This window comes from Kineococcus vitellinus (genome assembly GCF_009906315.1).
GTDB lineage: Bacteria > Actinomycetota > Actinomycetes > Actinomycetales > Kineococcaceae > Kineococcus > Kineococcus vitellinus.
In genome coordinates this window covers 1-21,225 of the sequence record NZ_JAAALL010000043.1, presented here as the reverse complement: position 1 = coordinate 21,225, position 21,225 = coordinate 1, and the positions used below count along the sequence as shown (strand labels likewise).

The window sequence follows — 21,225 nt, the reverse complement described above, 5'->3', positions numbered from 1 at the left end:
GACCCGCACCGTGCCCGCCCCCCGCCTGCACCTGCCCAGCGGCAGCGCCGCCCGCGACGGCTTCGACCTCGTGGTGACCCCCGAGTCGGCCGGCTGGGGGTTCTCCAGCCTGCGCACGCTGACCCTGCCGGCGGGCGGCTCGCACCGCTTCGCCACCGGCGAGGAGGAGCTGCTCGTCCTGCCGCTGTCGGGCTCGGCGCGCGTCGAGGTCGACGGGCGGGTGCTGGAGCTGGCCGGCCGGCGCAGCGTCTTCGAGGGCGTCAGCGACTTCGCCTACGTGGGGCGCGACAGCGAGCTGACGATCTCCAGTGCCGCAGGCGGCGTGTTCTCGTTCCCGGGCGCACGGGCGACGCGCCGCCTGCCCTTCCGCTACGGCGCCGCCGCGGACGTGCCCGTGGAGCTGCGCGGGGCCGGGCAGTGCAGCCGGCAGGTCAACAACTTCGCCACCCCGGACGCCTTCGAGACGGACAAGCTCATCGCCTGCGAGGTGCTCACCCCGGCCGCGAACTGGTCCTCCTACCCGCCGCACCGCCACGACCGCACCAGCGAGCTGGAGAGCGAGCTGGAGGAGGTCTACTACTTCGCGTTCCGCTCGCAGGCGCCGGCCGGGACGCTCGGCACCGAGCCGGGGCTGGGCTACCAGCGCGTCTACGGCGAGGCCGACCGCCCGGTCGACGTGCTGGCGGAGGTGCGCTCCGGGGACGTCGTCCTCGTCCCGCACGGCTGGCACGGTCCCTCCATCGCCTCCCCCTCGCACGACATGTACTACCTCAACGTCATGGCGGGCCCGGCGGACGAGCGGGCCTGGCGGATCTGCGACGACCCCGCCCACGGCTGGGTCCGCGCGACCTGGCAGGACCAGCCGGTCGACCCCCGGCTGCCCTTCTACGCGGCGCCGGCCGGCGCCTGAACCACTGTGGACACGACCCGATCGGAGCCGATCGCCATGAGCACCGAAACCCCCAGCGGCACCGTCCGGCTGACCGTCGCGCAGGCGGTTGTCCGGTTCCTCAGCAGCCAGTTCAGCGAGCGCGACGGGATCCGCCGGCAGTTCTTCGGCGGCGTCCTCGGCATCTTCGGCCACGGCAACGTCGCCGGGGTGGGGCAGGCCCTGCTGGAGGCCGAGCTGGAGGCCGACGCCGGCGACGGCTGGAAGGCGCCGGCGCAGGTGCCGTACACCACCGGCCGCAACGAGCAGGCGATGGTGCACACCGCCGTCGGGTACGCGCGGCAGAAGGACCGGCTGCAGGCGATGGCCGTGACGGCCTCCATCGGGCCGGGCTCGACGAACATGCTCACCGGCGCGGCGCTGGCGACCGTCAACCGCATCCCGGTGCTGCTGCTGGCCAGCGACGTCTTCGCCACCCGCGCGGCCTCCCCGGTGCTGCAGGAGCTGGAGGCCGACACCGGCTACGACGTCTCCGTCAACGACGCCTTCCGGCCGCTGTCGCGCTTCTTCGACCGCGTCTGGCGCCCCGAGCAGCTGCCCGCGGCGCTGCTGGGGGCGATGCGGGTGCTCACCGACCCCGCGCAGACCGGGGCGGCCACGCTCTGCCTGCCGCAGGACGTGCAGGCGGAGGCCTTCGACTGGCCCGCCGAGCTGTTCCGCGAGCGCACCTGGCGCATCGCGCGGCCCGTGCCGGAGAAGGCGCTCGTGCAGGAGGTCGCGGACCTCGTGCGCTCGGCGAAGACGCCCCTGGTCGTCGCCGGTGGCGGCGTCACCTACTCCGAGGCCGACGACGCGCTGCGCACCTTCGTGGAGGCCACCGGCATCCCCGTGGGGCAGACGCAGGCCGGCAAGGGCACGCTGCCCTACGACCACCCGCTGTGCCTGGGCGCCATCGGCTCCACGGGCACCACGGCGGCCAACGAGATCGCCGCCGAGGCCGACCTCGTCATCGGCGTCGGCACCCGCTACTCCGACTTCACCACGGCCTCGCGCACCGCCTTCCAGAACCCCGGCGTGCGGTTCGTCAACGTCAACGTCGCCGCGCTGGACGCCGTCAAGCACGCCGGCCTGCCGGTGCTGGCCGACGCCCGCGAGGCGCTGGAGGCGCTGACCACCGCGCTGGCGGGCTTCTCCACCCCGGACGCCTACCGCGAGCGCGCGGCCCGGCTGAACCGGGAGTGGGACGCCGTCGTGGAGAGCTACTACCGCTCCGGGCTGGGCGAGCGCGAGGGCGTGCTGGCGCAGGCGGAGGTCCTCGGCGCGGTCGACGAGGTCGCCGACGCCCGCGACGTCGTCGTGTGCGCGGCCGGTTCCCTGCCCGGTGACCTGCACTGCATGTGGCGCACCCGCGAGCGCAAGGGCTACCACGTGGAGTACGGCTACTCCTGCATGGGCTACGAGATCCCCGGCGGCATCGGCGTGCGGATGGCCGCACCGGACCGGGACGTGTTCATCACCGTCGGGGACGGCTCGTACCTCATGATGCCCACCGAGCTGGTGACGGCGGTGCAGGAGCACGTGAAGGTGGTCGTGGTGCTGCTGCAGAACCACGGGTTCGCCTCCATCGGCGCGCTCAGCGAGTCGCGGGGTTCCCAGCGCTACGGCACGAGGTACCGCTACCGCGACGAGGAGGGGCACCTGGCGGGGGAGAAGCTGCCGGTGGACCTGGCCGCGAACGCCGAGAGCCTCGGCGTGCGGGTGCTGCGCGCGCACACCCGCGAGGAGCTCGTGGCGGCGCTGCGCGACGCCAAGGCCTCGCCGGAGTCGACCCTCGTGCACGTGGAGACCGACCTGCACTCCGAGGCGCCCGACGGCGGCGCCTGGTGGGACGTCCCGGTCTCGCAGGTCTCGCACCTGGGGTCCACGCAGAGCGCACGGGTCGAGTACGAGCGGCAGAAGGCGCGCCAGCGCCCGCTCCTGTGAGCCTCCGGACCGCTCCGGACGGGAGCGGTCCACGTCAATATGTCTGGACAAACGCTTGACAGGTCGCGCCGGTGCGCGCGACAGTTCCCCTGCCCGCTCCGCCGCGGGCGCACGACGACGTGGAGGGCAGCTCAGTGAGCCGCATCACCATCGGGACCGCACCCGACTCCTGGGGCGTCTGGTTCGCCGACGACCCGCTGCAGACCCCGTGGGCCCGCTTCCTCGACGAGGTCGTCGAGGCCGGCTACGAGTGGATCGAGCTGGGCCCCCACGGCTACCTGCCCACCGACGCGCACCGGCTGTCCGAGGAGCTGGCCGCACGCTCGCTGAAGGTGTCCGCCGGCACGATCTTCGCGGCTCTGCACCGCCCGGACCACTACGACGAGGCCTGGGCGCAGGTCGAGCAGGTGGCGGCGCTGACGCGGGCCGTCGGCGGCACCCACCTCGTCGTCATCCCCGGCCAGTGGCGCAGCGACACCACCGGCGAGGCGCTGGAGCCGCGCACGCTCGACGACGAGGGCTGGCGGCGGCTGGCCTCCGGCATGGACCGCCTGGGCGCGGCGATCCAGGACGAGTACGGCCTGCAGATGGCCTTCCACTCGCACGCCGACACCCACGTCGACACCCAGGACGAGATCGAGCGGTTCCTGGCGATGACCGACCCCGACGCGGTGAAGCTGTGCCTGGACACCGGTCACGTCAGCTACTCCGGCGGGGACAACCTGGAGATCATCCGCAGGTACCCCGACCGCATCGCCTACGCCCACCTCAAGCAGGTCGACCCCCAGGTGGTGGCGAAGGTGAAGGCCGAGGACCTCGGCTTCGGTGACGCGGTCAAGCTCGGGGCCATGGTCGAGCCGCCGCAGGGCGTCCCGGCGATGCCGGAGGTCCTCCAGGCGCTGGAGGGCCTGGGCCGCGACGTCTTCGCGATCGTCGAGCAGGACCTCTACCCCGTCGCGCCCGAGGTGCCGCTGCCCATCGCTCGGCGCACCTCCTCCTACCTGCGCTCCTGCCGGCTGCCGCAGGCCTGACCCCGCTCCCGCGGGATCCGCAACGAGCCGAAGCGCACGGGCCGGACGGCCCGTCCGGACAGAGAGGAACGGATCGATGGAGATTCGCCGCACCCGGGACCGCGAGGTGCTCCGGTGAGCCAGGTCCAGAGCACCCCCACACCTCCCGCGACCCACGCCGGCACCCCGGCGGTCTCCGGGGACGACCGCGTCGGCAAGCGGTCCCTGCTGTCCTCCCTCTTCTCGCGACCGGAGATCGGCTCGCTGATCGGTGCGCTGGGACTGCTGGTCCTGTTCCTGGTCGTGGCGCCGACGCTGCGCAGCGGAGCGAGCTTCTCGACCGTCCTGTACACCAGCAGCACCATCGGCATCATGGCGGTCGCGGTGGCCCTGCTCATGATCGGCGGTGAGTTCGACCTGTCGGCGGGCGTCGCGGTGACCACCGCGGCGCTGACCGCGGCGACCACGGCCTACCAGCTGCGCCTGAACATCTGGGTCGGCGTCCTGCTCGCGCTCGTGGCGGCGCTGGCCATCGGGGCCTTCAACGGCTGGCTGTTCATCCGCACCGGCCTGCCGAGCTTCATCATCACCCTGGGCTCCTTCTTCATGCTCACCGGCCTCAACCTCGGCGTCACCAAGGTGCTCTCCGGCGGCGTGTCCTCCCCGCGCATCGCCGACATGGACGGCTTCGAGTCCGCCCGCAGCGTCTTCGCCTCTTCGGTCGGCGTCGGGCCGTTCAACCTGCGCATCACCGTCATCTACTGGATCGCGCTGGTGGCCGTGGCGACCTGGCTGCTGCTGCGCACCCGGGTCGGCAACTGGATCTTCGCCGTCGGCGGCGACCCCGCCGCGGCGCGGGCGGTCGGCGTCCCCGTCAAGGCGGTCAAGATCGGGTTGTTCATGGCGGTCGGCTTCACCGGCTGGCTGGTGGGCATGCACCTGCTCTTCAACTTCAACACGGTGCAGTCCGGTGAAGGCATCGGTAACGAGCTGCTCTACATCGTCGCCGCCGTCGTCGGCGGGTGCCTCATGACCGGCGGCTACGGCTCGGCGATCGGTGCGGCGATCGGCGCGTTCATCTACGCCATCGTCACCCAGGGCGTCGTCTACGCCGGCTGGAGCGCGGACTGGAACAAGCTCTTCCTCGGCGCGATGCTCGTGATCGCCACCATCGTCAACCTCGTCGTGAAGAACCAGGCGGCCAAGAAGTGAGCGAGAACCCGAACACCGAGATCCTGTCGCTGACCGACGTCGGCAAGTCCTACGGCAACGTGCACGCCCTGCGCGGGGTGAGCCTGGCGGTGCGCCAGGGCGAGATCACCTGCGTGCTCGGCGACAACGGCGCCGGCAAGTCGACGCTCATCAAGATCATCGCCGGGCTGCACCAGCACAGCGAGGGCACGATGGTCGTCAACGGCGAGGACGTGCACTTCACCTCCCCGCGCGACTCGCTGGGCCGCGGCATCGCCACCGTCTACCAGGATCTGGCCCTCGTCCCGCTGATGTCGATCTGGCGCAACTTCTTCCTGGGCCAGGAGGTCCGCAAGGGCTTCGGGCCCTTCCGCCGCCTCGACGTCGCGCGCATGATGGAGGTCACCGGTCAGGAGCTGGCCAAGATGGGCATCTCGGTGCCCGACCTCGACCGCTCCGTCGGGGCCCTGTCCGGGGGCCAGCGCCAGTGCATCGCGATCGCCCGGGCCATCTACTTCGGGGCCAAGGTGCTCATCCTCGACGAGCCGACAGCCGCCCTGGGCGTCAAGCAGTCCGGGGTCGTGCTCAAGTACGTCGCCAAGGCCCGCGACGCGGGTCTCGGCGTCATCTTCATCACCCACAACCCCCACCACGCCTACCTGGTGGGCAACCACTTCGTGATCCTCAACCGCGGCCGGGTCTCCCTGGACTCGGCGCGGGCGGACATCACGCTCGACCGCCTCACCAACGAGATGGCCGGCGGCGCCGAGCTCGAGGCCCTCAGCCACGAGCTCAGCAGCGTCAGCAGCAGCACCGGCCCGACCGCCGCCGCGGCCGGCTCCCGAACGACCGAAGGGTGAAGGGCCCCGCCATGAGCACGGCCACCAGCGCATCGACCGCGACCGCCGAGCACACCGCCCGCCAGGGCTACGACCGGGACGTGCGCGTCGCGGTGCTCGGGGTCGGGATGATGGGGCAGGACCACGCCCGCCGGCTGGCGCGACTGACCAAGGGCGCGGAACTGGTGGCGGTGAGCGACGTCGACGTGGCGCGCACCGACGCCGTGGCCGCGGAGTTCGGGGTCCGGGCGATCCACGACCCCTCGCTGGCCATCACCGACGGCGAGGTCGACGCCCTGGTCATCGCCACCCCGGGCTTCACCCACGAGGACCTGGTGCTCACGGCCCTCCGGGCGGGCAAGCCGGTCCTGTGCGAGAAGCCGCTCACGACCTCGCCCGAGAGCTCCCGGCGCGTCGTCGAGGCGGAAGCCGCGCTCGGCCGCCGGCTGGTGCAGGTGGGCTTCATGCGGCGCTTCGACGCGGGGTACCTGCAGCTGCGGGAGCTGATCGCCTCGGGGGAGTACGGCAAGCCGCTCTTCCTGCACTGCGCGCACCGCAACGCCACCACGCCGCCCAACTTCTCCTCCGAGATGCTCATGCTCGACTCGGTCGTGCACGAGGTCGACATCGTCCGCTTCCTGACCGGCGAGGAGATCACGGCCATCCGGGTGCTCGCGCCGCGCTCGACCTCCAGCGCTCCGGAGGGTCTGCTGGACCCGCAGTTCGTCGTCATGGAGACCGAGAGCGGCACGATCGTCGACGTGGAGATCTTCGTCAACACCACCTTCGGCTACGAGGTCCGCACGGAGCTCGTCGCCGAGCGGGGCCAGGTCCGGATCGGCCTGCCCGAGGGCGCTGTCAGCCAGTCGGCGTCCGGCTGGGGCGGCCGGATCCCCCGGGACTTCAAGGAGCGCTTCGGCGCCGCCTACGACCTGGAGTTCCAGCGCTGGGTGGACGCCGTGCGTGCCGGCGTCAACGTCGACGGACCTGGTGTGTGGGACGGCTACGCGGCGGCCGCCGTGTGCGCTGCCGGAGTGGAGTCGCTCAAGACGGGCGATCGCGTCGAGATCGACCTCGGCGCGCGGGTCTGAGAGGAGGAGACGATGACCGAGACGACGCTCGCCCCGGGGTTCAGCTCCACCACGACGCCCCGCAACGAGCGGCTGCAGATCGCGCTCGACACGTACATGTTCCGCGACGTCCCGCTGCTGGAGCTGCCCGCCCTGGTCGCCGACCTGGGCTACGAGTGGATCGAGCTGTCGCCGCGGGAGGACTTCATCCCGTTCTTCCGCCACCCGCGCGTGGACCTGGCCACCGTCCGGCGCTTCCGCAAGGCCCTCGAGTCCGCCGGCGTCGGCGTCTGCTCGACCCAGTTCGTGCAGCGCTGGTCCGGCCCCGGCGAGGACGAGCGCAAGCAGGCGGTGCGCAACATCAAGCGCATCCTGGCCGTGACGACCGAGCTGGGCGTCCCGGTGGTGCAGAGCGAGTTCAACGGGCGCCCGGAGCTGCCCGAGGCCAGCGAGGCGCGGTTCTTCGACTCTCTGGAGGAGCTGCTGCCCGTTCTCGAGTCCGAGGGCGTCGAGCTGCGGCTGGAACCGCACCCGGACGACTTCGTCGAGGACGGCTTCCGGGCCGTGGACCTGGTGCGGGGGATCGACCGGCCCTGCGTCGGCTTCGTGTACTGCACCCCCCACACCTTCCACCAGGGAGGTGACGGCCCGGCGATCATCCGGTACGCGGGAGACCTGGTCCGCCACGTCCACGTGGCCGACACGTTCGACCCCCGCGCCTCCAGCGGGCTGCGGTACATCGTCAACCCGCCGGGCTCCACCGCCCGAATCCACCAGCACCTGAACATCGGTGAAGGGGAGGTGGACTTCGACGGCATCTTCGCCGCGCTGGAGGAGGTCGGGTTCTCCGGCGCGCTGTGCTCCAGCGTCTTCGCCTGGGAGGAGAAGGCGGAGGAGTCCAGTCGCCTGATGCGCAAGAGGATCCAGGAGCACGTCGACCGCTGGAAGCGGAGCTGACGCGCTCGCACCACCGGCGCCGCGGGCGGTCCAGCCCGCGGCGCAGGCCGACCCCCTGGCTGCCCGCGAAGGGCAGCACCTGTCGACGAGGATGGGAACAGACATGATGAAGAACCGCGGACGCCTCCGGGTCACCGCAGCCCTGTTCGGTGCGATCGTGCTCGGTCTGGCGGGGTGCAGCAGCTCCGGCGGTGCACCCGAGGACGACGGCGCCGGCGAGGGCGGGGGAGCCGTCGCCGACACCCCGGCGTTCAAGGTGGCGATGATCACGCACGCCCCCGAGGGCGACACCTTCTTCGACATCATCCGCAAGGGCGCCGACGCGGCCGCGGCGAAGGACAACATCGAGTACACCTATGCCGCCGACAACAACGCCGGCAACCAGGCCACGCTCGTGCAGAACGCGGTCGACCAGGAGGTCGACGCGATCGCCGTCAGCATGCCGAACGCCGACGCGCTCTCCGGTGCCTTGGAGAACGCCCGGGCTGCGGGCATCCCGGTCGTCGGCTTCAACGCCGGCTTCGACGACTGGCAGGAGCTCGGCTTCATCGGCTACTTCGGCCAGAACGAGGACATCGCCGGCAACGCCGCGGGGGCGCGCCTGGCGCAGGAGGGCTCCAAGAAGGTCCTGTGCGTCCTGCAGGAGCAGGGGCAGGTGCAGCTGGAGGCCCGCTGCAACGGCGTCAAGAACGGCCTGGCCGGTGGCGCCGTGGAGAACATCTACGTCACCGGCACCGACATGTCGTCGGTGCAGTCCACCATCACCGCCAAGCTGCAGCAGGATCCGAGCATCGACACCGTCCTCACACTCGGCGCCCCGTTCGCGCTCGGCGTCGTGAACTCGATCGAGGAGGCCGGCAGCTCCGCCAAGCTGGTCACCTTCGACACCAACGCCGACCTCGTCGGCGCGATCAGGGACAAGCAGGTCGAGTGGGCCATCGACCAGCAGCCGTACCTGCAGGGCTACGAGGCGATCGACGCGCTCTGGCTCTACCTCAACAACGGCAACACCGTCGGCGGTGGCAGCGCGACGCTGACCGGCCCGGCGTTCGTCGACTCGACGAACATCGAGAGCGTCTACGAGTACGCGCAGGCCGGCACCCGCTGAGCAGCGGTCCTCCCGCCGGACGCTGCCGGTGACGACGAGACGGGGCCGTCCCACCGCGGTGGGACGGCCCCGTCTCGTCGTCGAGCAGCGGACCGGGTGGGACGGGGTCAGAGACCGGCGGCCCGGGCGGCGTCCTTGAGGACGCCGGCGGCCACCTGCAGGCCCTCCACGCGCCCGAGGGAGACGTCTTCGTGCTCGATGTTGACGATCATGTCGGGGTCCACCTCGTGCAGGGCGCGCAGGAACTCCGTCCAGAACGCGGTGTCGTGCCCGCGGCCGAGGGCGACGAAGTCCCACGCGGACTCCTTCGGCCACTCGTTGGCCCACTCGTCCCCACCGAGGTTCGTCCGCTCCTCGTCAGGGCCCAGGCGCCGGAAGCGGTTGTCCAGGACGCCGTAGACGGCTGCGGCGGGGTTGATGCGCACGTCCTTGGCCGCGGCGTGCAGGACCAGCGGGCCCAGGTCGCGGACCACGGCGACGGGGTCCATCTGCTGCCAGAACAGGTGCGAGGCGTCCAGCTCCACGCCGAGGTGGGTGGCGCCGGTGCGCTCGATCAGCTCGCGGATGCCCGCGGGGTTGAAGACCAGGTTCTGCGGGTGCAGCTCCAGGGCCACCTTCACGTCCAGGTCCCGGGCGAGGGCGTCGACCTCGCGCCAGAACGGCGTGGCGACCTCCCACTGGTGCTCCAGGACGTCCAGCGCTGCGGAGTTCCAGGCGTTGACGACCCAGTTCGGCCGGGTGGCGCCCGGCTCGCCGCCGGGCAGGCCGGACATCGTCACCACGCGGTGCTGGCCGAGGCGGTGGGCCAGGCGGATCGAGCGGCGGACGTCCTCGGCGTGGGCGTCGCCGATGAGCCCGTTCGGGTGCAGCGGGTTGCCGTTGCAGTTCAGGCCGGCGATCGAGACCCCGGTGCCCTCGAAGAGGCCGAGGAAGTCGTCGCGGGCGCTGTCGCTGGTGAGGACGTCGTCGAAGGTGGGGACGTGCACCGGCGGCAGGAAGCCGCCGGTGTTGAGCTCGATGCCCTCCAGGCCGAGGTCGGCGACGACCTGCAGGGCCTCGGGCAGGGAGCGGTCGTGCAGGATCGCGTCGTAGACGCCGAGCTTCATCGTGTCCTCCTGTGGTGTCGGTCGACGGGGATCGGTCGACGGGCTCAGTCGACGGGGACGGTCTCGCCCTTCCCGTCCGCGGCGCGGGTGATCGCGTCCAGGACGCGCAGGTTGTGCAGGCCGTGGGACATCGGCGGCACGACCGGCAGCGCGCCGATCGGGGTGCCGGCACCACCGGCGACCTCGTTGAGGAACGCCCGGCACTGGAAGGTGAAGAAGTCGTTCTGCCCGTGGCCGACGCTGGGGAAGTCCATCGGCAGGCCGCCGGCGACGTACGGGTGGGCGGGGCCGACGAGCACCTGCCGGTGGCCGTTGACCACGGCGGGGGCGGTGGAGTCGGCGATGGTGAACTCGCCGGTGCGGTTGAGGTCGAACGCGGCGGCGCCGTTCTTGCAGAACACCTCGAACCCGAGGCCGTTGGGCAGGCCGTGGGCGGTGCGCGACACCGAGAAGGTGCCGATCGCGCCGGAGGCGAAGGTGGCGGTGAAGGTGGCGAGGTCCTCGTTCCCGACGTCCCCGAACTCCTCGCCCACCTCGGCCATGGCGTGCCCGACGACCGCGCCGACCGGCAGGGGGCGGCGCGTCGTCACCGTCGACATGACGGTGCCGTGCACCGACTCCACCGGCCCGCAGAAGAACTCGCCGAGGTCGACCAGGTGGCTGCCGATGTCGGCCAGCGCGCCGGAACCCCGACCGCCCTCGTAGCGCCAGCTCATGGGTGCCTGCGGGTTCGCGGCGTAGTCGCACCAGTAGTGGCCGTTGAAGTGCCGCACGGCTCCGAGGTGGCCGCCGGTGACCTGCTCGCGCACGGCGTTGATCGCGGGGGAGCGGCGGAAGGTGAACCCCACGGCGGCCACGAGGTCGGGGTGGGCCGCGGCCGCGGCGACCATGGCCTCGGCGTCGGCGACGCTGGGGGCCAGCGGCTTCTCGCACAGCACGTGCTTGCCGGCCGCCAGCAGGCCCTCGACGACCTCGCGGTGCAGGTGGTTGGCGACCGCGACGCTGACGGCGTCGACGTCGTCGGCCTCCGCGATCGCCTGCCAGGAGGTCTCCGCGCGCTCGTAGCCGTAGCGGCTCGCGGCGGCCTCGGCGAAGGGGGCGTGGGCGTCGGCGACGGCGACCAGGCGGACCGCCGGGAGGTCCTCGCCGTAGGCGCCGCCGGTCAGCGTGGGGGCGTTGCGGTAGCCCGCGAGGTGCGCGCGGCCGGCCATGCCGGCGCCGATGACGGCGACCCCGGTGGAGCGGGGCGGAGAGGAGGCGGACATCGTCGTGAGCCTTTCGGGAGTGGTCGCTCCGGAGGGGGGGCGCATCTGCGGTGGTGCGGCCCGGCCGGTTATCAAACCGGTTTGAACGACTCCGCTAGGATCGGCCCCGGGCTGAGGGCTGTCAAGCGGCTCGCAGTGGACCGCGCACCGGACAGGAGGAGTCGTGGCGGATCGCCGGCCGACCATCAAGGACGTCGCCGCACGGGCGGGCATCTCCAAGGGGATGGTGTCGCTGGCCCTGCGCGGCGCACCGGGCCCCAGCGCCGAGACGGCCGCGCGCGTGCTGCGGGCCGCCGCGGAGCTGGGCTACCGCGCCGACCGGGCGGCCAGCGCGCTCGCCCTGCGCCGCACGCGGCTGCTCGGCATCACCATGACGGTGCGCAACGCCTTCCACGCCGAGCTTGTGGAGGAGCTGCAGGCGGCCGCGGAGGAGGCCGGGTACGAGGTCGTGCTGTCGGCGGTGACCCGCACGCGCGGTGAGCGGGCCGCTGTCGAGACGCTGCTGGACTCCCGCTGCGAGGCCCTGCTGCTGCTGGGGCCCGAGCTGCCGGCCGCCGAGCTCGTGGAACTGGACCGGCGCACGCCGGTCGTGGTCCTCGGGCGCCGCACCTCGCGCACCGGCCGGGCCGGGGAGGACCTCGACGTCGTGCGGACCGCCGACGGCGCGGGTGTGCGGCTCGCCGTCGACCACCTCGTCGGCCTCGGGCACCGGGAGCTGCTGCACGTCGGCGGCGGTGACGGGGACATCGCCGCCGACCGCCGGGAGGGGTTCCGGCGGGCCGTCGCCGCCCACGGCCTCGACGGGCGCGCGAGGGTGGTCGAGGGGGAGTTCCTGGAGTCCGCCGGGGTGCGCGCGGCCCGGCAGCTGCTCGCCGCGGGGTGGTCGACGACGGGCGTCGTGGCCGCCAGCGACCGGATCGCGCTCGGGTTCCTCGACGTGCTGGCGCGCGAGGGCGTGGACGTCCCGGGACGGCTGTCGGTGGTCGGCTACGACGACAGCCCGCTCGCCCAGCTGGGCCACGTGCAGCTCACCTCCGTCAGCCAAGGGCCGGTGGACCAGGCGCGCTGCGCGGTGCGCGCGGCCGTCGAGCGCCTCGACGGAGGACGCGTCCAGCGGGCCGAGGTGGTCCTGGAGCCGCGCCTCGTGGTGCGCCGGACCACGGCACCTCCGCCCTGACCCGGACCTCGAGCGCACCGGCGACCTCCGACGCCGACGCGGACCGCTCCCGCGGGCCCGGCCGCGCGCGGTGCTGGCTCGGGTGCGTGCGGCTGTGGGACGCTGAGGGCGCGACGCACAACTGAACACACGGCCGCGAACCCCGGCGGGAGAGACCCGCGCTCCGCGCGGGCACCGAAGGAGCAACCACCCCGGAACCTCTCAGGTCCACGTACCGCCACGGGCAGGCCGCTCTGGAAAGCAGGACGTCCGCGTCCTCACCGACGGGGAAAGCCGCGCGGCGCACCAGCGCCGGGCGGTGAAGCTCTCAGGTCCACCTGACAGAGGGGGTCCAGCACGTGGCCGCACCCGGCGGCCGCGAGGAGAGGAGCCCCCATGTCCCCCGCCGCCGAGACGACCGCGCGGACCACCCCGCTCGCCAGCCCGCTCGCCGAGGTGCACGCAGCCCTCGGCGCCTCCTTCACCGACTTCGCCGGCTGGTCCATGCCGGTGCGCTACGCCTCCGACCTCGCCGAGCACCGCGCCGTGCGCGAGAGCGCCGGGGTCTTCGACCTCTCCCACATGGGCGAGGTCCGCGTCAGCGGACCCGAGGCCGGCCGCGCCCTGGACGCCGCCCTCGTCGGCCGGCCCTCGACGATGGCCGTCGGCCGCGCCGCCTACGGCATGGTCGTCGACCACGCCGGCGGCATCGTCGACGACCTCGTCACCTACCGCCTGGGCGAGGAGGAGTTCCTCGTCGTCGCCAACGCCGCGAACGTCGAGCCCGTCGTCGTCGCGCTCGCGGACCGCTGCCGCCCCTACGACGCGCGCGTCGCCGACGAGACCGCCCGCTGGGCGCTGGTCGCCGTGCAGGGCCCCGTCGCCGCGGCCGCGCTCGCCCCGCTGCTGACGCTGCCCGCCGGCGCCGCGCTCGACGACCTCGGCTACTACCGCAGCACCCCCGCGACCCTCGCGCTCGCGCAGGGCTCCACCGAGGTCCTGCTCGCCCGCACCGGCTACACCGGTGAGGACGGCTTCGAGGTCTTCGTCCCCGTCGCCGACGCCGTGCCCGCCTGGGAGGCGCTGCTGGGCGCGGCCCGCGCGCACGGCGGCGTGCCCGCCGGTCTCGCCTGCCGCGACACGCTGCGCCTGGAGGCGGGCATGCCGCTGTACGGCCACGAGCTCACCACCGCCACCGACCCCTACGCCGTGGGGCTGGGCCGGGTCGTCAAGCTCGACAAGGACGTGGACTCCGTCGGGCTCGCGGCGCTGCGGCTGCTGGCCGCGCAGCCGCCCGCCCGCGTCCTCGTCGGCCTGCGCGGCGAGGGCCGGCGCGCCCCGCGCGCCGGGTACGCGGTCGTCGACCCGCTCGGCGCGGACGGCGAGGTCGTCGGCGAGGTCACCAGCGGCGCCCTGTCGCCGACCCTGGGGCACCCCATCGCGATGGCGCTCGTCGACGCCGCCCGCTCCGCCGTCGGCACGACGCTGGCCGTGGACGTGCGCGGCACGGCGCTGCCCGTCGAGGTCGTCGAGCTGCCCTTCTACCGCCGGCAGCGCTGACGTGGCCGCCCCTGCGGGCGCCTCCGCGAGCACCCCGGCGAGCACCCCGGCGGCGCCGCTGAGCGTCTTCGACATGTTCTCCATCGGCATCGGCCCCTCCAGCTCGCACACCGTCGGCCCGATGCGCGCGGCCCTGGCCTTCGCCACCGACCTGGCCGCCCGCGGCCTGCTGGAGCGCACCGCCGCCGTCACCGTCGACCTGCACGGCTCCCTCGGCGCGACCGGGCGCGGCCACGGCAGCGACCGCGCCGTCGTCCTCGGCCTGGCCGGCGAGCGCCCGGAGAGCGTCGACCCCGACGGCGTGCCCGCCTTCCTGGAGCGCGTGCGCGCCGGCGGCGAGCTGCGGCTGCTGGGGCGCCACCCGGTGCGCTTCGACCCCGGCGCCGACGTCCGCCTCATCGCCCGGGCCCTGCCCGCGCACCCCAACGGGATGGTCTTCACCGCCCGCGACGCGGGCGGGGCGCTCCTCGCCGAGCGCACGGCGTACTCCGTCGGCGGCGGGTTCGTGCGCGAGCACCCCCTCGACGCGGCCGCGCCCGTCGTGGGCACCGGCGCCGGCCTGCCCTTCGGCTTCCGCACCGGCGCCGAGCTGCTCGCGCACTGCCGCGAGCAGCGGCTCGGCGTGGCCGACCTGGTGCGCCGCAACGAGGAGAGCCTGCGCCCGGCCGCGGAGGTCGACGCCGGGCTGCTGCGCATCTTCGGGGCCATGGCGGCCTGCGTCGAGCACGGCCTGGTCACCGGCGGGGTGCTGCCCGGCGGGCTCGGGGTCCGCCGGCGTGCGCCCCGGCTGCACGCCCAGCTGCTCGCCGAGGAGGGGCGCGCGCACCGCGACGCGCTGCAGGCCATGGACTGGGTGAGCCTGTTCGCGCTCGCCGTCAACGAGGAGAACGCCGCGGGCGGGCGCGTGGTGACCGCCCCCACCAACGGCGCCGCCGGGATCGTGCCCGCCGTCCTGCACTTCCACCGCCGCTTCGTGCCCGGCGCCGACGACGCCGCCACCGTCCGCTTCCTGCTCGCCGCCGGCGGCATCGGCATCGTGCTCAAGGAGACGGGGTCCATCTCCGGCGCCGAGGTCGGCTGCCAGGGCGAGGTCGGCTCGGCGAGCGCGATGGCGGCCGCCGGGCTCGCCGAGGTCCTCGGCGGCACCCCCGAGCAGGTCGAGAACGCCGCCGAGATCGCCGTCGAGCACCACCTCGGGCTCACCTGCGACCCCGTCGGCGGGCTCGTGCAGATCCCCTGCATCGAGCGCAACGCCGTGGGCGCCACGACCGCCATCCACGCCGCGCGCACCGCGATGCGCGGCGACGGCACCCACGTGGTCAGCCTCGACACCGCCATCGCGACCATGCGCCAGACCGGCGCGCACATGCGCGCCGAGTACAAGGAGACCTCGCTGGGCGGGCTGGCCCTCACCGTCGTCGGCGCCGGCGCGCGGGCGGGCACCGGCGTCGGGGTCAACGTCCCCGAGTGCTGAGGGCGCACCCCGCCCGCGGCTGCGAGCATGGTGCGATGCCGCCCCGCCGCCGCACCGACCCCGCCGAGGGGCTCGCCGCCGTCCGGGCGGTCGAGGACCTGCTCGACGCGGGGGAGCAGCCGCCGCGCGCCCCGCTCGCGACGGCCGTGCGCCACTGCCTGGAGGAGCTCGCCGCCCGCCACCCCGGCGGCAGCGTGGAGGTGCGGGTGCCGCCCTTCGGCGCCGTGCAGGTGCTGGAGGGTCCCCGCCACACCCGCGGCACCCCGCCGGCCGTGGTGGAGACCGACGCCGTCACCTGGGTGCTGCTGGCCACCGGGCGCCTGCCCTTCGCCGACGCCCGCTCGGCCGGACGGGTGCGCGCCAGCGGCAACCGCGCCGACCTCGGCGACCTGCTGCCCGTCGTGCCACCGCGTACCGTGCTCCCGTGAGCGAGCCGTCCCCCACCCCGCACCGCGCCGACGAGCGGCAGGAGGCCGCCACGCCCGGTGGGGGCGCCGCCGAGCCCGCGCCCCAGCGGGCGGCGGAGCAGGCCGGCGCAGGGACCGCGGAGCGGGCCGGTGAGCGGGCCGGTGAGCGGGCCGGGGACGAGGCCGGGGACGAGGCCGCGGAGGAGGAGACCACCGCGTTCGTGCAGGTCACCCGCCGCCGGGCCCCGCGCTTCCGGGCGTTCGTCCTCACCGGCGTCGTCCTGGCCCTCCTCGTCTCCGCGGTCGTCGCCGTGAGCACCGACCCCGCCGGCGGGTACTCCCAGCGCGCGCTGTTCGGCTACCTGTTCGTCTCCTTCGCCCTCGTCGGCACCCTCGTCGGCGCGCTGGTGGCGGTCCTGGCCGACCGGCGCACCGGGACCCGCCCCGCGCGCCGCCGCCGCCCGCGCGGACGCTGACCGGTCGGGCTGCGCGGCCGGTGTGTGACACACTCGGCACGTGGCCCGCGGTGACGGACGTCTGAACCACGACCTGCTCCCCGGCGAGAAGGGCCCTCAAGACGCCTGCGGCGTCTTCGGGGTCTGGGCGCCGGGCGAGGAAGTCTCCAAGCTCACCTTCTACGGCCTGTACGCCCTGCAGCACCGGGGTCAGGAGGCCGCTGGGATCGCCGTCAGCAACGGCGAGCAGATCCTCGTCTTCAAGGACACCGGGCTGGTCTCGCAGGTCTTCGACGAGGCCGCCCTGGAGTCCCTGCAGGGGCACATCGCCGTCGGGCACGCCCGCTACTCCACCACCGGCGGCGGCGGCTGGCAGAACGCCCAGCCCACCCTGGGCGCCACCGCCGGCGGGACCGTGGCGCTGGCCCACAACGGCAACCTCACCAACCAGTTCGCGCTGCGCGAGCTGCTGGCCGAGCGCCAGCCGGACGTGCCCCGCCCCGTGCTGCGCGGGCGCCCCTCGCCCAGCGAGATCGCCCGGGGCAACACCACCGACACCGCGATCCTCACCGCGCTCTTCGCCGGCGACCCCGACCGCACGCTGGAGGCCACGGCCGCCGAGGTCCTGCCGCACGTCCAGGGCGCCTTCAGCCTCGTCTTCATGGACGAGCACACCCTGTACGCCGCCCGCGACCCGCAGGGCATCCGCCCGCTGGTCCTGGGCCGCCTCGAGCGCGGCTGGGTCGTGGCCTCGGAGACGGCGGCCCTGGACATCTGCGGCGCCAGCTTCGTGCGCGAGGTGGAGCCCGGCGAGCTCATCGCCGTCGACGCCGACGGCCTGCGCAGCAGCCGCTTCGCGGAGGCGAAGCCGAAGGGCTGCGTCTTCGAGTACGTCTACCTGGCGCGCCCGGACACCTCCATCGCCGGCAAGGTCGTGCAGGAGGCCCGCGTCGAGATGGGCCGCACGCTGGCCCGCGAGCACGCCGTCGAGGCCGACCTCGTCATCCCCACCCCGGAGTCGGGCACCCCCGCCGCCATCGGCTACGCCGAGGAGTCGGGCATCCCCTACGGGCAGGGCCTGGTGAAGAACGCCTACGTCGGGCGGACCTTCATCCAGCCCAGCCAGACCATCCGCCAGCTCGGGATCCGGCTGAAGCTGAACCCGCTCAAGCACGTCGTGCAGGGCAAGCGCCTCGTCGTCGTCGACGACTCCATCGTGCGGGGCAACACCCAGCGCGCCCTCATCCGCATGCTGCGCGAGGCGGGCGCCGCGGAGATCCACGTGCGGATCTCCTCCCCGCCGGTGACCTGGCCGTGCTTCTACGGCATCGACTTCGCCAGCCGCGCCGAGCTCATCGCCAACGGCCTGTCCGTCGACGACGTCCGCCGCAGCATCGGCGCGGACTCCCTCGGCTACATCTCCGCCGAGGGCATGATCAGCGCGACCGAGCAGCCCACCGAGCGGCTGTGCACCGCGTGCTTCACGGGCAGCTACCCCGTGCCGCTGGGCGACCTCGACCGCCTGGGCGAGCACTCGCTGGACAAGCCGCGCATCCCCATCACCCCCGTCTCCCGCACGAGCGCAGGACAGGCCTCCCAGTGAGCACCACCGGCACCACCACCGGCACCACCCCGTCGGCCCCCGGCACCACCTACGCCGACGCGGGCGTCGACACCGTCGCGGGCGACCGCGCCGTCGAGCTCATGAAGGCCTCCGTCGCGCGCACCCAGGGCCCGCAGGTCGTCGGCGGCTTCGGCGGCTTCGCCGGCCTCTACGACGCCTCCGCGCTCAAGGACCACCGCCGGCCGCTGCTGGCGACGAGCACCGACGGCGTCGGCACGAAGGTCGCCGTCGCCCAGGCCCTCGACTCCCACGGCACCATCGGCGCCGACCTCGTCGGCATGGTCGTCGACGACATCGTCGTCGTCGGGGCGACCCCGCTGTTCATGACCGACTACATCGCCTGCGGCCGGGTCGTCCCCGAGCGCACGGCGGCGATCGTCGCGGGCATCGCGCGGGCCTGCGAGGAGGCCGGGGTCGCCCTCGTCGGCGGTGAGACCGCCGAGCACCCCGGTCTGCTGGGGCCCGACGAGTACGACGTCGCCGGGGCGGTGACCGGTGTCGTCGAGGCCGACGAGGTGCTGGGCGCCGAGCGCGTGCGCGCCGGGGACGTCCTCGTGGCGATGGCCTCCTCGGGGCTGCACTCCAACGGCTACTCGCTGGTGCGGCGGGTCTTCGCCGACGCCGGGTGGGGCTACGAGCGCGAGGTGCCGGAGTTCGGGCGCACCCTCGGCGAGGAGCTGCTCACCCCCACCCGCATCTACGCCCGCCCCGTGCTGGCGACGCTGGCGAGCGGTGGCGTGCACGCCCTGAGCCACGTGACCGGCGGGGGGCTGGCGGCCAACCTCGCGCGCTGCCTGCCCGAGGCGCTCACCGCCGAGGTCGACCGCTCGACGTGGACGCCGGGCGCGGTCTTCTCGCTCGTGCGCGACCTGGGGCGGGTGCCGGCCGACGACCTGGAGCGCACGCTGAACCTCGGCGTGGGCATGGTCGCCGTCGTCGCCCCCGAGCAGGCGGACGCGGTGGTGCGCAGCACCGAGCAGGCCGGGATCCCGGCGTGGGTGTGCGGTCGGGTGCGGGAGCGCAGCGCCGGGGACGGGCCCAGCAACGGAAAGGGCATCGCAGGAGGCGTGACGCTCCTCCGCGGTCGTCACCAGGGCTGGTGAACGGCAGCGGGCGGGACGTCACGCCTCGTGCGATGCCTCGTCAGGACTCAGGTGGTGCTCTCAGGGACGCCGCTCACGCACGGCGCTTGGACACCCACTCCTCGTAGCCGTCCTCCCCGGAGTACCGGGCCCACGCTTCGGCGCGCCGCTTGGACGCCCACTCCTCGTAGTCGTCCTCTCCGGAGTACCGGGCCCAGGCCGCCTCGTCACCGTCCTCGTCCTCGTCCGTCTCCGGCGCCGGCTGGGGCTCAGGGCGCCCAATCTGGCGGTACGGATCGGGGCCGTGCAGCTCGCGTTGCAACGCGTTGTAGTCGGTCTCGGGGCTGTAGTACTTCAGCTGCCGAGCGACCTTCGTCTGCTTGGCCTTCTGACGGCCGCGCCCCATGGCGTCGACCCCCTCGCGCGTCGGCCCGGGGCAGGCAGGGCGAGCCCCGGAGTAGCTGTCATCTCTCCGTGCCCCAACGGTACATGTTCGCGAGAGCTTCCGGCATCCCGGTCGCCGCGCTCGCCCCCGGACGGCGGAGGGGGCTCCGGGGGCGCGCCCGCGGCCGCCGCCCGTGCGGTTAGCTGTGCCCATGAGCAGCCCCGCCCGCCGCACCGTCGCCGGCGTCGACTCCTCGACGCAGTCGTGCAAGGTCGTCGTCCGCGACGCCGAGAGCGGGCGGCTGCTGCGCACCGGCCGCGCGAGCCACCCCGACGGCACCGAGGTCGACCCGGAGCACTGGTGGAGCGCCCTGCAGCAGGCCGTCGCCGACGCCGGCGGCCTCGACGACGTGGACGCCGTCGCGGTGGGGGCCCAGCAGCACGGCTCCGTGCTGCTCGACGAGGCCGGCGAGGTCGTCCGCCCGGCGCTGCTGTGGAACGACGGGCGCTCGGCGGCCGCCGCCGACGCGCTCACCGACGAGCTCGGCGGGCCGGGGGCGTGGGCGCAGGAGGTGGGCAGCGTGCTCGTCGCCTCGCTGACGGTGACCAAGCTGCGCTGGATCGCCGAGCACGAGCCGGACGCCGTGCGGCGCACCGCCTCCGTGTGCCTGCCCCACGACTGGCTGACCTGGCGGCTGGCCGGCGGGGCCGCGGCGGGCGCCCGGCTGGTCACCGACCGCGGCGACGCCAGCGGCACCGGCTACTTCTCGCCCGCGCGCGGGGAGTACCGCACCGACCTGCTCGAGCGCGCCTTCGGCGCCACCCCGGCCCTGCCCGAGGTGCTGGCCCCCAGCGCCGCCGCCGGGGAGAGCGCCGGCGCGCTCTCGCGCGGCGCGCTCCTCGGGCCCGGCACCGGCGACAACATGGCCGCCGCCCTGGGCGTGGGCGCCCGGGTGGGCGACGTCGTCGTCTCCGTCGGCACCTCGGGCGTGGTGAGCGTCGTCAGCGACGTCGCCACCTCCGACCCCAGCGGCCTGGTCGCCGGGTTCGCCGACGCCACCGGCCGCTACCTGCCGCTGGTGTGCACCCTCAACGCCGCCCGGGTGCTGGACTCCGCGGCGCGGCTGCTCGGCGTGGACCACGAGGAGCTCTCCCGCCTGGCGCTGTCGGCGCCGGCCGGGGCCGGCGGCCTGGTGCTCGTGCCGTACCTGGAGGGCGAGCGCACCCCCGTGCGCCCCGACGCCACCGGCGCCCTGCACGGGCTGACGCTGTCCACCTCGACGCCGGCGCACCTGGCGCGCGCCACCGTGGAGGGCCTGCTGTGCGGGCTCGCCGACGGCCTCGACGCCCTCGTCGAGCAGGGCGTCCCCGTCGGGCGGGTCGTGCTGGTCGGCGGCGGCGCGCGCTCGGAGGCCGTGCGGCGGCTGGCCCCGGCCGTCCTCGCCCGCCCCGTCCTCGTCCCCGCACCGGGGGAGTACGTCGCCGACGGGGCGGCCCGCCAGGCCGCCTGGGTGCTCGCCGGCGGCGAGGCGCCGCCGGAGTGGGCGCTGGGCGCACCGCAGGTCTTCGAGGCCGACCCCACCCCGCACGTGCGCGAGCGCTACGCGCAGGTGCGCGACCTCACGGCGACCCGTCCCTGACCGGACCGGCGGGCGGTCCCGCCGC

Annotated in this window: 19 protein-coding genes and 2 riboswitches; of the genes, 16 read left to right on the top strand and 3 right to left on the bottom strand. The window is 74.3% G+C overall.

The window, feature by feature from the left end:
* Nucleotides 1-10 precede the first annotated feature (10 nt).
* The 8 genes from iolB (at nt 11) to GTQ99_RS06145 (ending at nt 9,047) form a co-directional block, all read left to right on the top strand.
* Nucleotides 11-910, top strand: a complete 900-nt coding sequence (gene iolB, locus GTQ99_RS06180; RefSeq protein WP_166614865.1) for a 5-deoxy-glucuronate isomerase — start codon at nt 11-13, stop codon at nt 908-910.
* Nucleotides 911-946: 36 nt separating this feature from the next.
* Nucleotides 947-2,872 (top strand): 3D-(3,5/4)-trihydroxycyclohexane-1,2-dione acylhydrolase (decyclizing), encoded by a 1,926-nt coding sequence (gene iolD / locus GTQ99_RS06175; RefSeq protein ID WP_166614864.1) that lies wholly within the window; start codon nt 947-949, stop codon nt 2,870-2,872.
* Nucleotides 2,873-3,006: 134 nt separating this feature from the next.
* A complete protein-coding gene (locus tag GTQ99_RS06170) occupies nt 3,007-3,903 on the top strand; it encodes a TIM barrel protein (RefSeq protein ID WP_166614863.1) in 897 nt (298 codons plus the stop codon).
* A 114-nt stretch (nt 3,904-4,017) separates the two neighbouring features.
* Nucleotides 4,018-5,094: an ABC transporter permease subunit gene (locus GTQ99_RS06165; RefSeq protein ID WP_166614862.1), complete on the top strand. Its 1,077-nt coding sequence runs from the start codon at nt 4,018-4,020 to the stop codon at nt 5,092-5,094.
* Nucleotides 5,091-5,933, top strand: coding sequence for an ATP-binding cassette domain-containing protein (locus tag GTQ99_RS06160; RefSeq protein ID WP_166614861.1), 843 nt, complete (start codon nt 5,091-5,093; stop codon nt 5,931-5,933). The genes GTQ99_RS06165 and GTQ99_RS06160 overlap by 4 nt, the downstream gene beginning before the upstream one ends.
* Before the next feature lie 11 nt (nt 5,934-5,944).
* Nucleotides 5,945-7,003: a Gfo/Idh/MocA family protein gene (locus GTQ99_RS06155; RefSeq protein WP_166614860.1), complete on the top strand. Its 1,059-nt coding sequence runs from the start codon at nt 5,945-5,947 to the stop codon at nt 7,001-7,003.
* A gap of 72 nt (nt 7,004-7,075) precedes the next feature.
* Entirely contained in the window at nt 7,076-7,939 is an 864-nt protein-coding gene (locus GTQ99_RS06150) for a sugar phosphate isomerase/epimerase family protein (protein ID WP_166614868.1), read from the top strand.
* 106 nt (nt 7,940-8,045) lie between these two features.
* Nucleotides 8,046-9,047, top strand: a complete 1,002-nt coding sequence (locus GTQ99_RS06145; protein ID WP_166614867.1) for a substrate-binding domain-containing protein — start codon at nt 8,046-8,048, stop codon at nt 9,045-9,047.
* A gap of 107 nt (nt 9,048-9,154) precedes the next feature.
* On the opposite strand, the gene GTQ99_RS06140 is transcribed toward GTQ99_RS06145, so the two are convergent.
* Both GTQ99_RS06140 and GTQ99_RS06135 read right to left on the bottom strand, forming a co-directional pair.
* Nucleotides 9,155-10,153 (bottom strand): sugar phosphate isomerase/epimerase family protein, encoded by a 999-nt coding sequence (locus GTQ99_RS06140; protein ID WP_166614859.1) that lies wholly within the window; start codon nt 10,151-10,153, stop codon nt 9,155-9,157.
* A gap of 44 nt (nt 10,154-10,197) precedes the next feature.
* On the bottom strand, nt 10,198-11,418 hold the full coding sequence (locus tag GTQ99_RS06135) for a Gfo/Idh/MocA family protein (protein ID WP_166614858.1): 1,221 nt from the start codon (nt 11,416-11,418) through the stop codon (nt 10,198-10,200).
* A 163-nt stretch (nt 11,419-11,581) separates the two neighbouring features.
* Here GTQ99_RS06135 and GTQ99_RS06130 point away from each other — a divergent pair, with 163 nt between their 5' ends.
* The 7 genes from GTQ99_RS06130 (at nt 11,582) to purM (ending at nt 19,197) form a co-directional block, all read left to right on the top strand.
* Nucleotides 11,582-12,595 carry a substrate-binding domain-containing protein gene (locus tag GTQ99_RS06130; protein WP_166614857.1) on the top strand — a complete coding sequence of 338 codons (1,014 nt, stop codon included), beginning with the start codon at nt 11,582-11,584 and terminating at the stop codon, nt 12,593-12,595.
* 136 nt (nt 12,596-12,731) lie between these two features.
* Nucleotides 12,732-12,822, top strand: a riboswitch (glycine riboswitch).
* A gap of 1 nt (nt 12,823) precedes the next feature.
* Nucleotides 12,824-12,926, top strand: a riboswitch (glycine riboswitch).
* A gap of 44 nt (nt 12,927-12,970) precedes the next feature.
* Nucleotides 12,971-14,134 carry a glycine cleavage system aminomethyltransferase GcvT gene (gene gcvT, locus GTQ99_RS06125; protein ID WP_166614856.1) on the top strand — a complete coding sequence of 388 codons (1,164 nt, stop codon included), beginning with the start codon at nt 12,971-12,973 and terminating at the stop codon, nt 14,132-14,134.
* A gap of 73 nt (nt 14,135-14,207) precedes the next feature.
* Complete coding sequence (locus GTQ99_RS06120) at nt 14,208-15,608, top strand: L-serine ammonia-lyase (protein WP_166614866.1); 1,401 nt, start codon at nt 14,208-14,210, stop codon at nt 15,606-15,608.
* A 35-nt stretch (nt 15,609-15,643) separates the two neighbouring features.
* The gene (locus GTQ99_RS06115; protein ID WP_166614855.1) at nt 15,644-16,036 is read left to right on the top strand and encodes a sterol carrier family protein; all 393 of its coding nucleotides are present in this window, start codon (nt 15,644-15,646) and stop codon (nt 16,034-16,036) included.
* Complete coding sequence (locus tag GTQ99_RS06110) at nt 16,033-16,491, top strand: hypothetical protein (protein ID WP_166614854.1); 459 nt, start codon at nt 16,033-16,035, stop codon at nt 16,489-16,491. The genes GTQ99_RS06115 and GTQ99_RS06110 overlap by 4 nt, the downstream gene beginning before the upstream one ends.
* 40 nt (nt 16,492-16,531) lie before the next feature.
* Entirely contained in the window at nt 16,532-18,073 is a 1,542-nt protein-coding gene (purF, locus tag GTQ99_RS06105; protein WP_166614853.1) for an amidophosphoribosyltransferase, read from the top strand.
* Entirely contained in the window at nt 18,070-19,197 is a 1,128-nt protein-coding gene (gene purM, locus GTQ99_RS06100) for a phosphoribosylformylglycinamidine cyclo-ligase (protein ID WP_166614852.1), read from the top strand. Before purF ends, purM begins: the two co-directional genes overlap by 4 nt.
* Nucleotides 19,198-19,270: 73 nt before the next feature.
* Here purM and GTQ99_RS06095 read toward each other — a convergent pair whose 3' ends face one another.
* Complete coding sequence (locus GTQ99_RS06095; protein WP_166614851.1) at nt 19,271-19,582, bottom strand: DUF3073 domain-containing protein; 312 nt, start codon at nt 19,580-19,582, stop codon at nt 19,271-19,273.
* A 190-nt stretch (nt 19,583-19,772) separates the two neighbouring features.
* Between GTQ99_RS06095 and xylB the strand changes: the two genes are divergently transcribed.
* A complete protein-coding gene (xylB, locus tag GTQ99_RS06090; RefSeq protein ID WP_166614850.1) occupies nt 19,773-21,200 on the top strand; it encodes a xylulokinase in 1,428 nt (475 codons plus the stop codon).
* The last annotated feature ends 25 nt before the right edge of the window (nt 21,201-21,225 follow it).

Coding starts and splice junctions, on each gene's coding strand:
- iolD (WP_166614864.1), top strand. CDS start 947: ATGAGCACCGAAACCCCCAGCGGCACCGTCCGGCTGACCGTCGCGCAG.
- GTQ99_RS06155 (WP_166614860.1), top strand. CDS start 5,945: ATGAGCACGGCCACCAGCGCATCGACCGCGACCGCCGAGCACACCGCC.
- GTQ99_RS06145 (WP_166614867.1), top strand. CDS start 8,046: ATGAAGAACCGCGGACGCCTCCGGGTCACCGCAGCCCTGTTCGGTGCG.
- GTQ99_RS06140 (WP_166614859.1), bottom strand. CDS start 10,153: ATGAAGCTCGGCGTCTACGACGCGATCCTGCACGACCGCTCCCTGCCC.
- GTQ99_RS06135 (WP_166614858.1), bottom strand. CDS start 11,418: ATGTCCGCCTCCTCTCCGCCCCGCTCCACCGGGGTCGCCGTCATCGGC.
- gcvT (WP_166614856.1), top strand. CDS start 12,971: ATGTCCCCCGCCGCCGAGACGACCGCGCGGACCACCCCGCTCGCCAGC.
- GTQ99_RS06120 (WP_166614866.1), top strand. CDS start 14,208: ATGTTCTCCATCGGCATCGGCCCCTCCAGCTCGCACACCGTCGGCCCG.
- GTQ99_RS06115 (WP_166614855.1), top strand. CDS start 15,644: ATGCCGCCCCGCCGCCGCACCGACCCCGCCGAGGGGCTCGCCGCCGTC.
- GTQ99_RS06095 (WP_166614851.1), bottom strand. CDS start 19,582: ATGGGGCGCGGCCGTCAGAAGGCCAAGCAGACGAAGGTCGCTCGGCAG.
- xylB (WP_166614850.1), top strand. CDS start 19,773: ATGAGCAGCCCCGCCCGCCGCACCGTCGCCGGCGTCGACTCCTCGACG.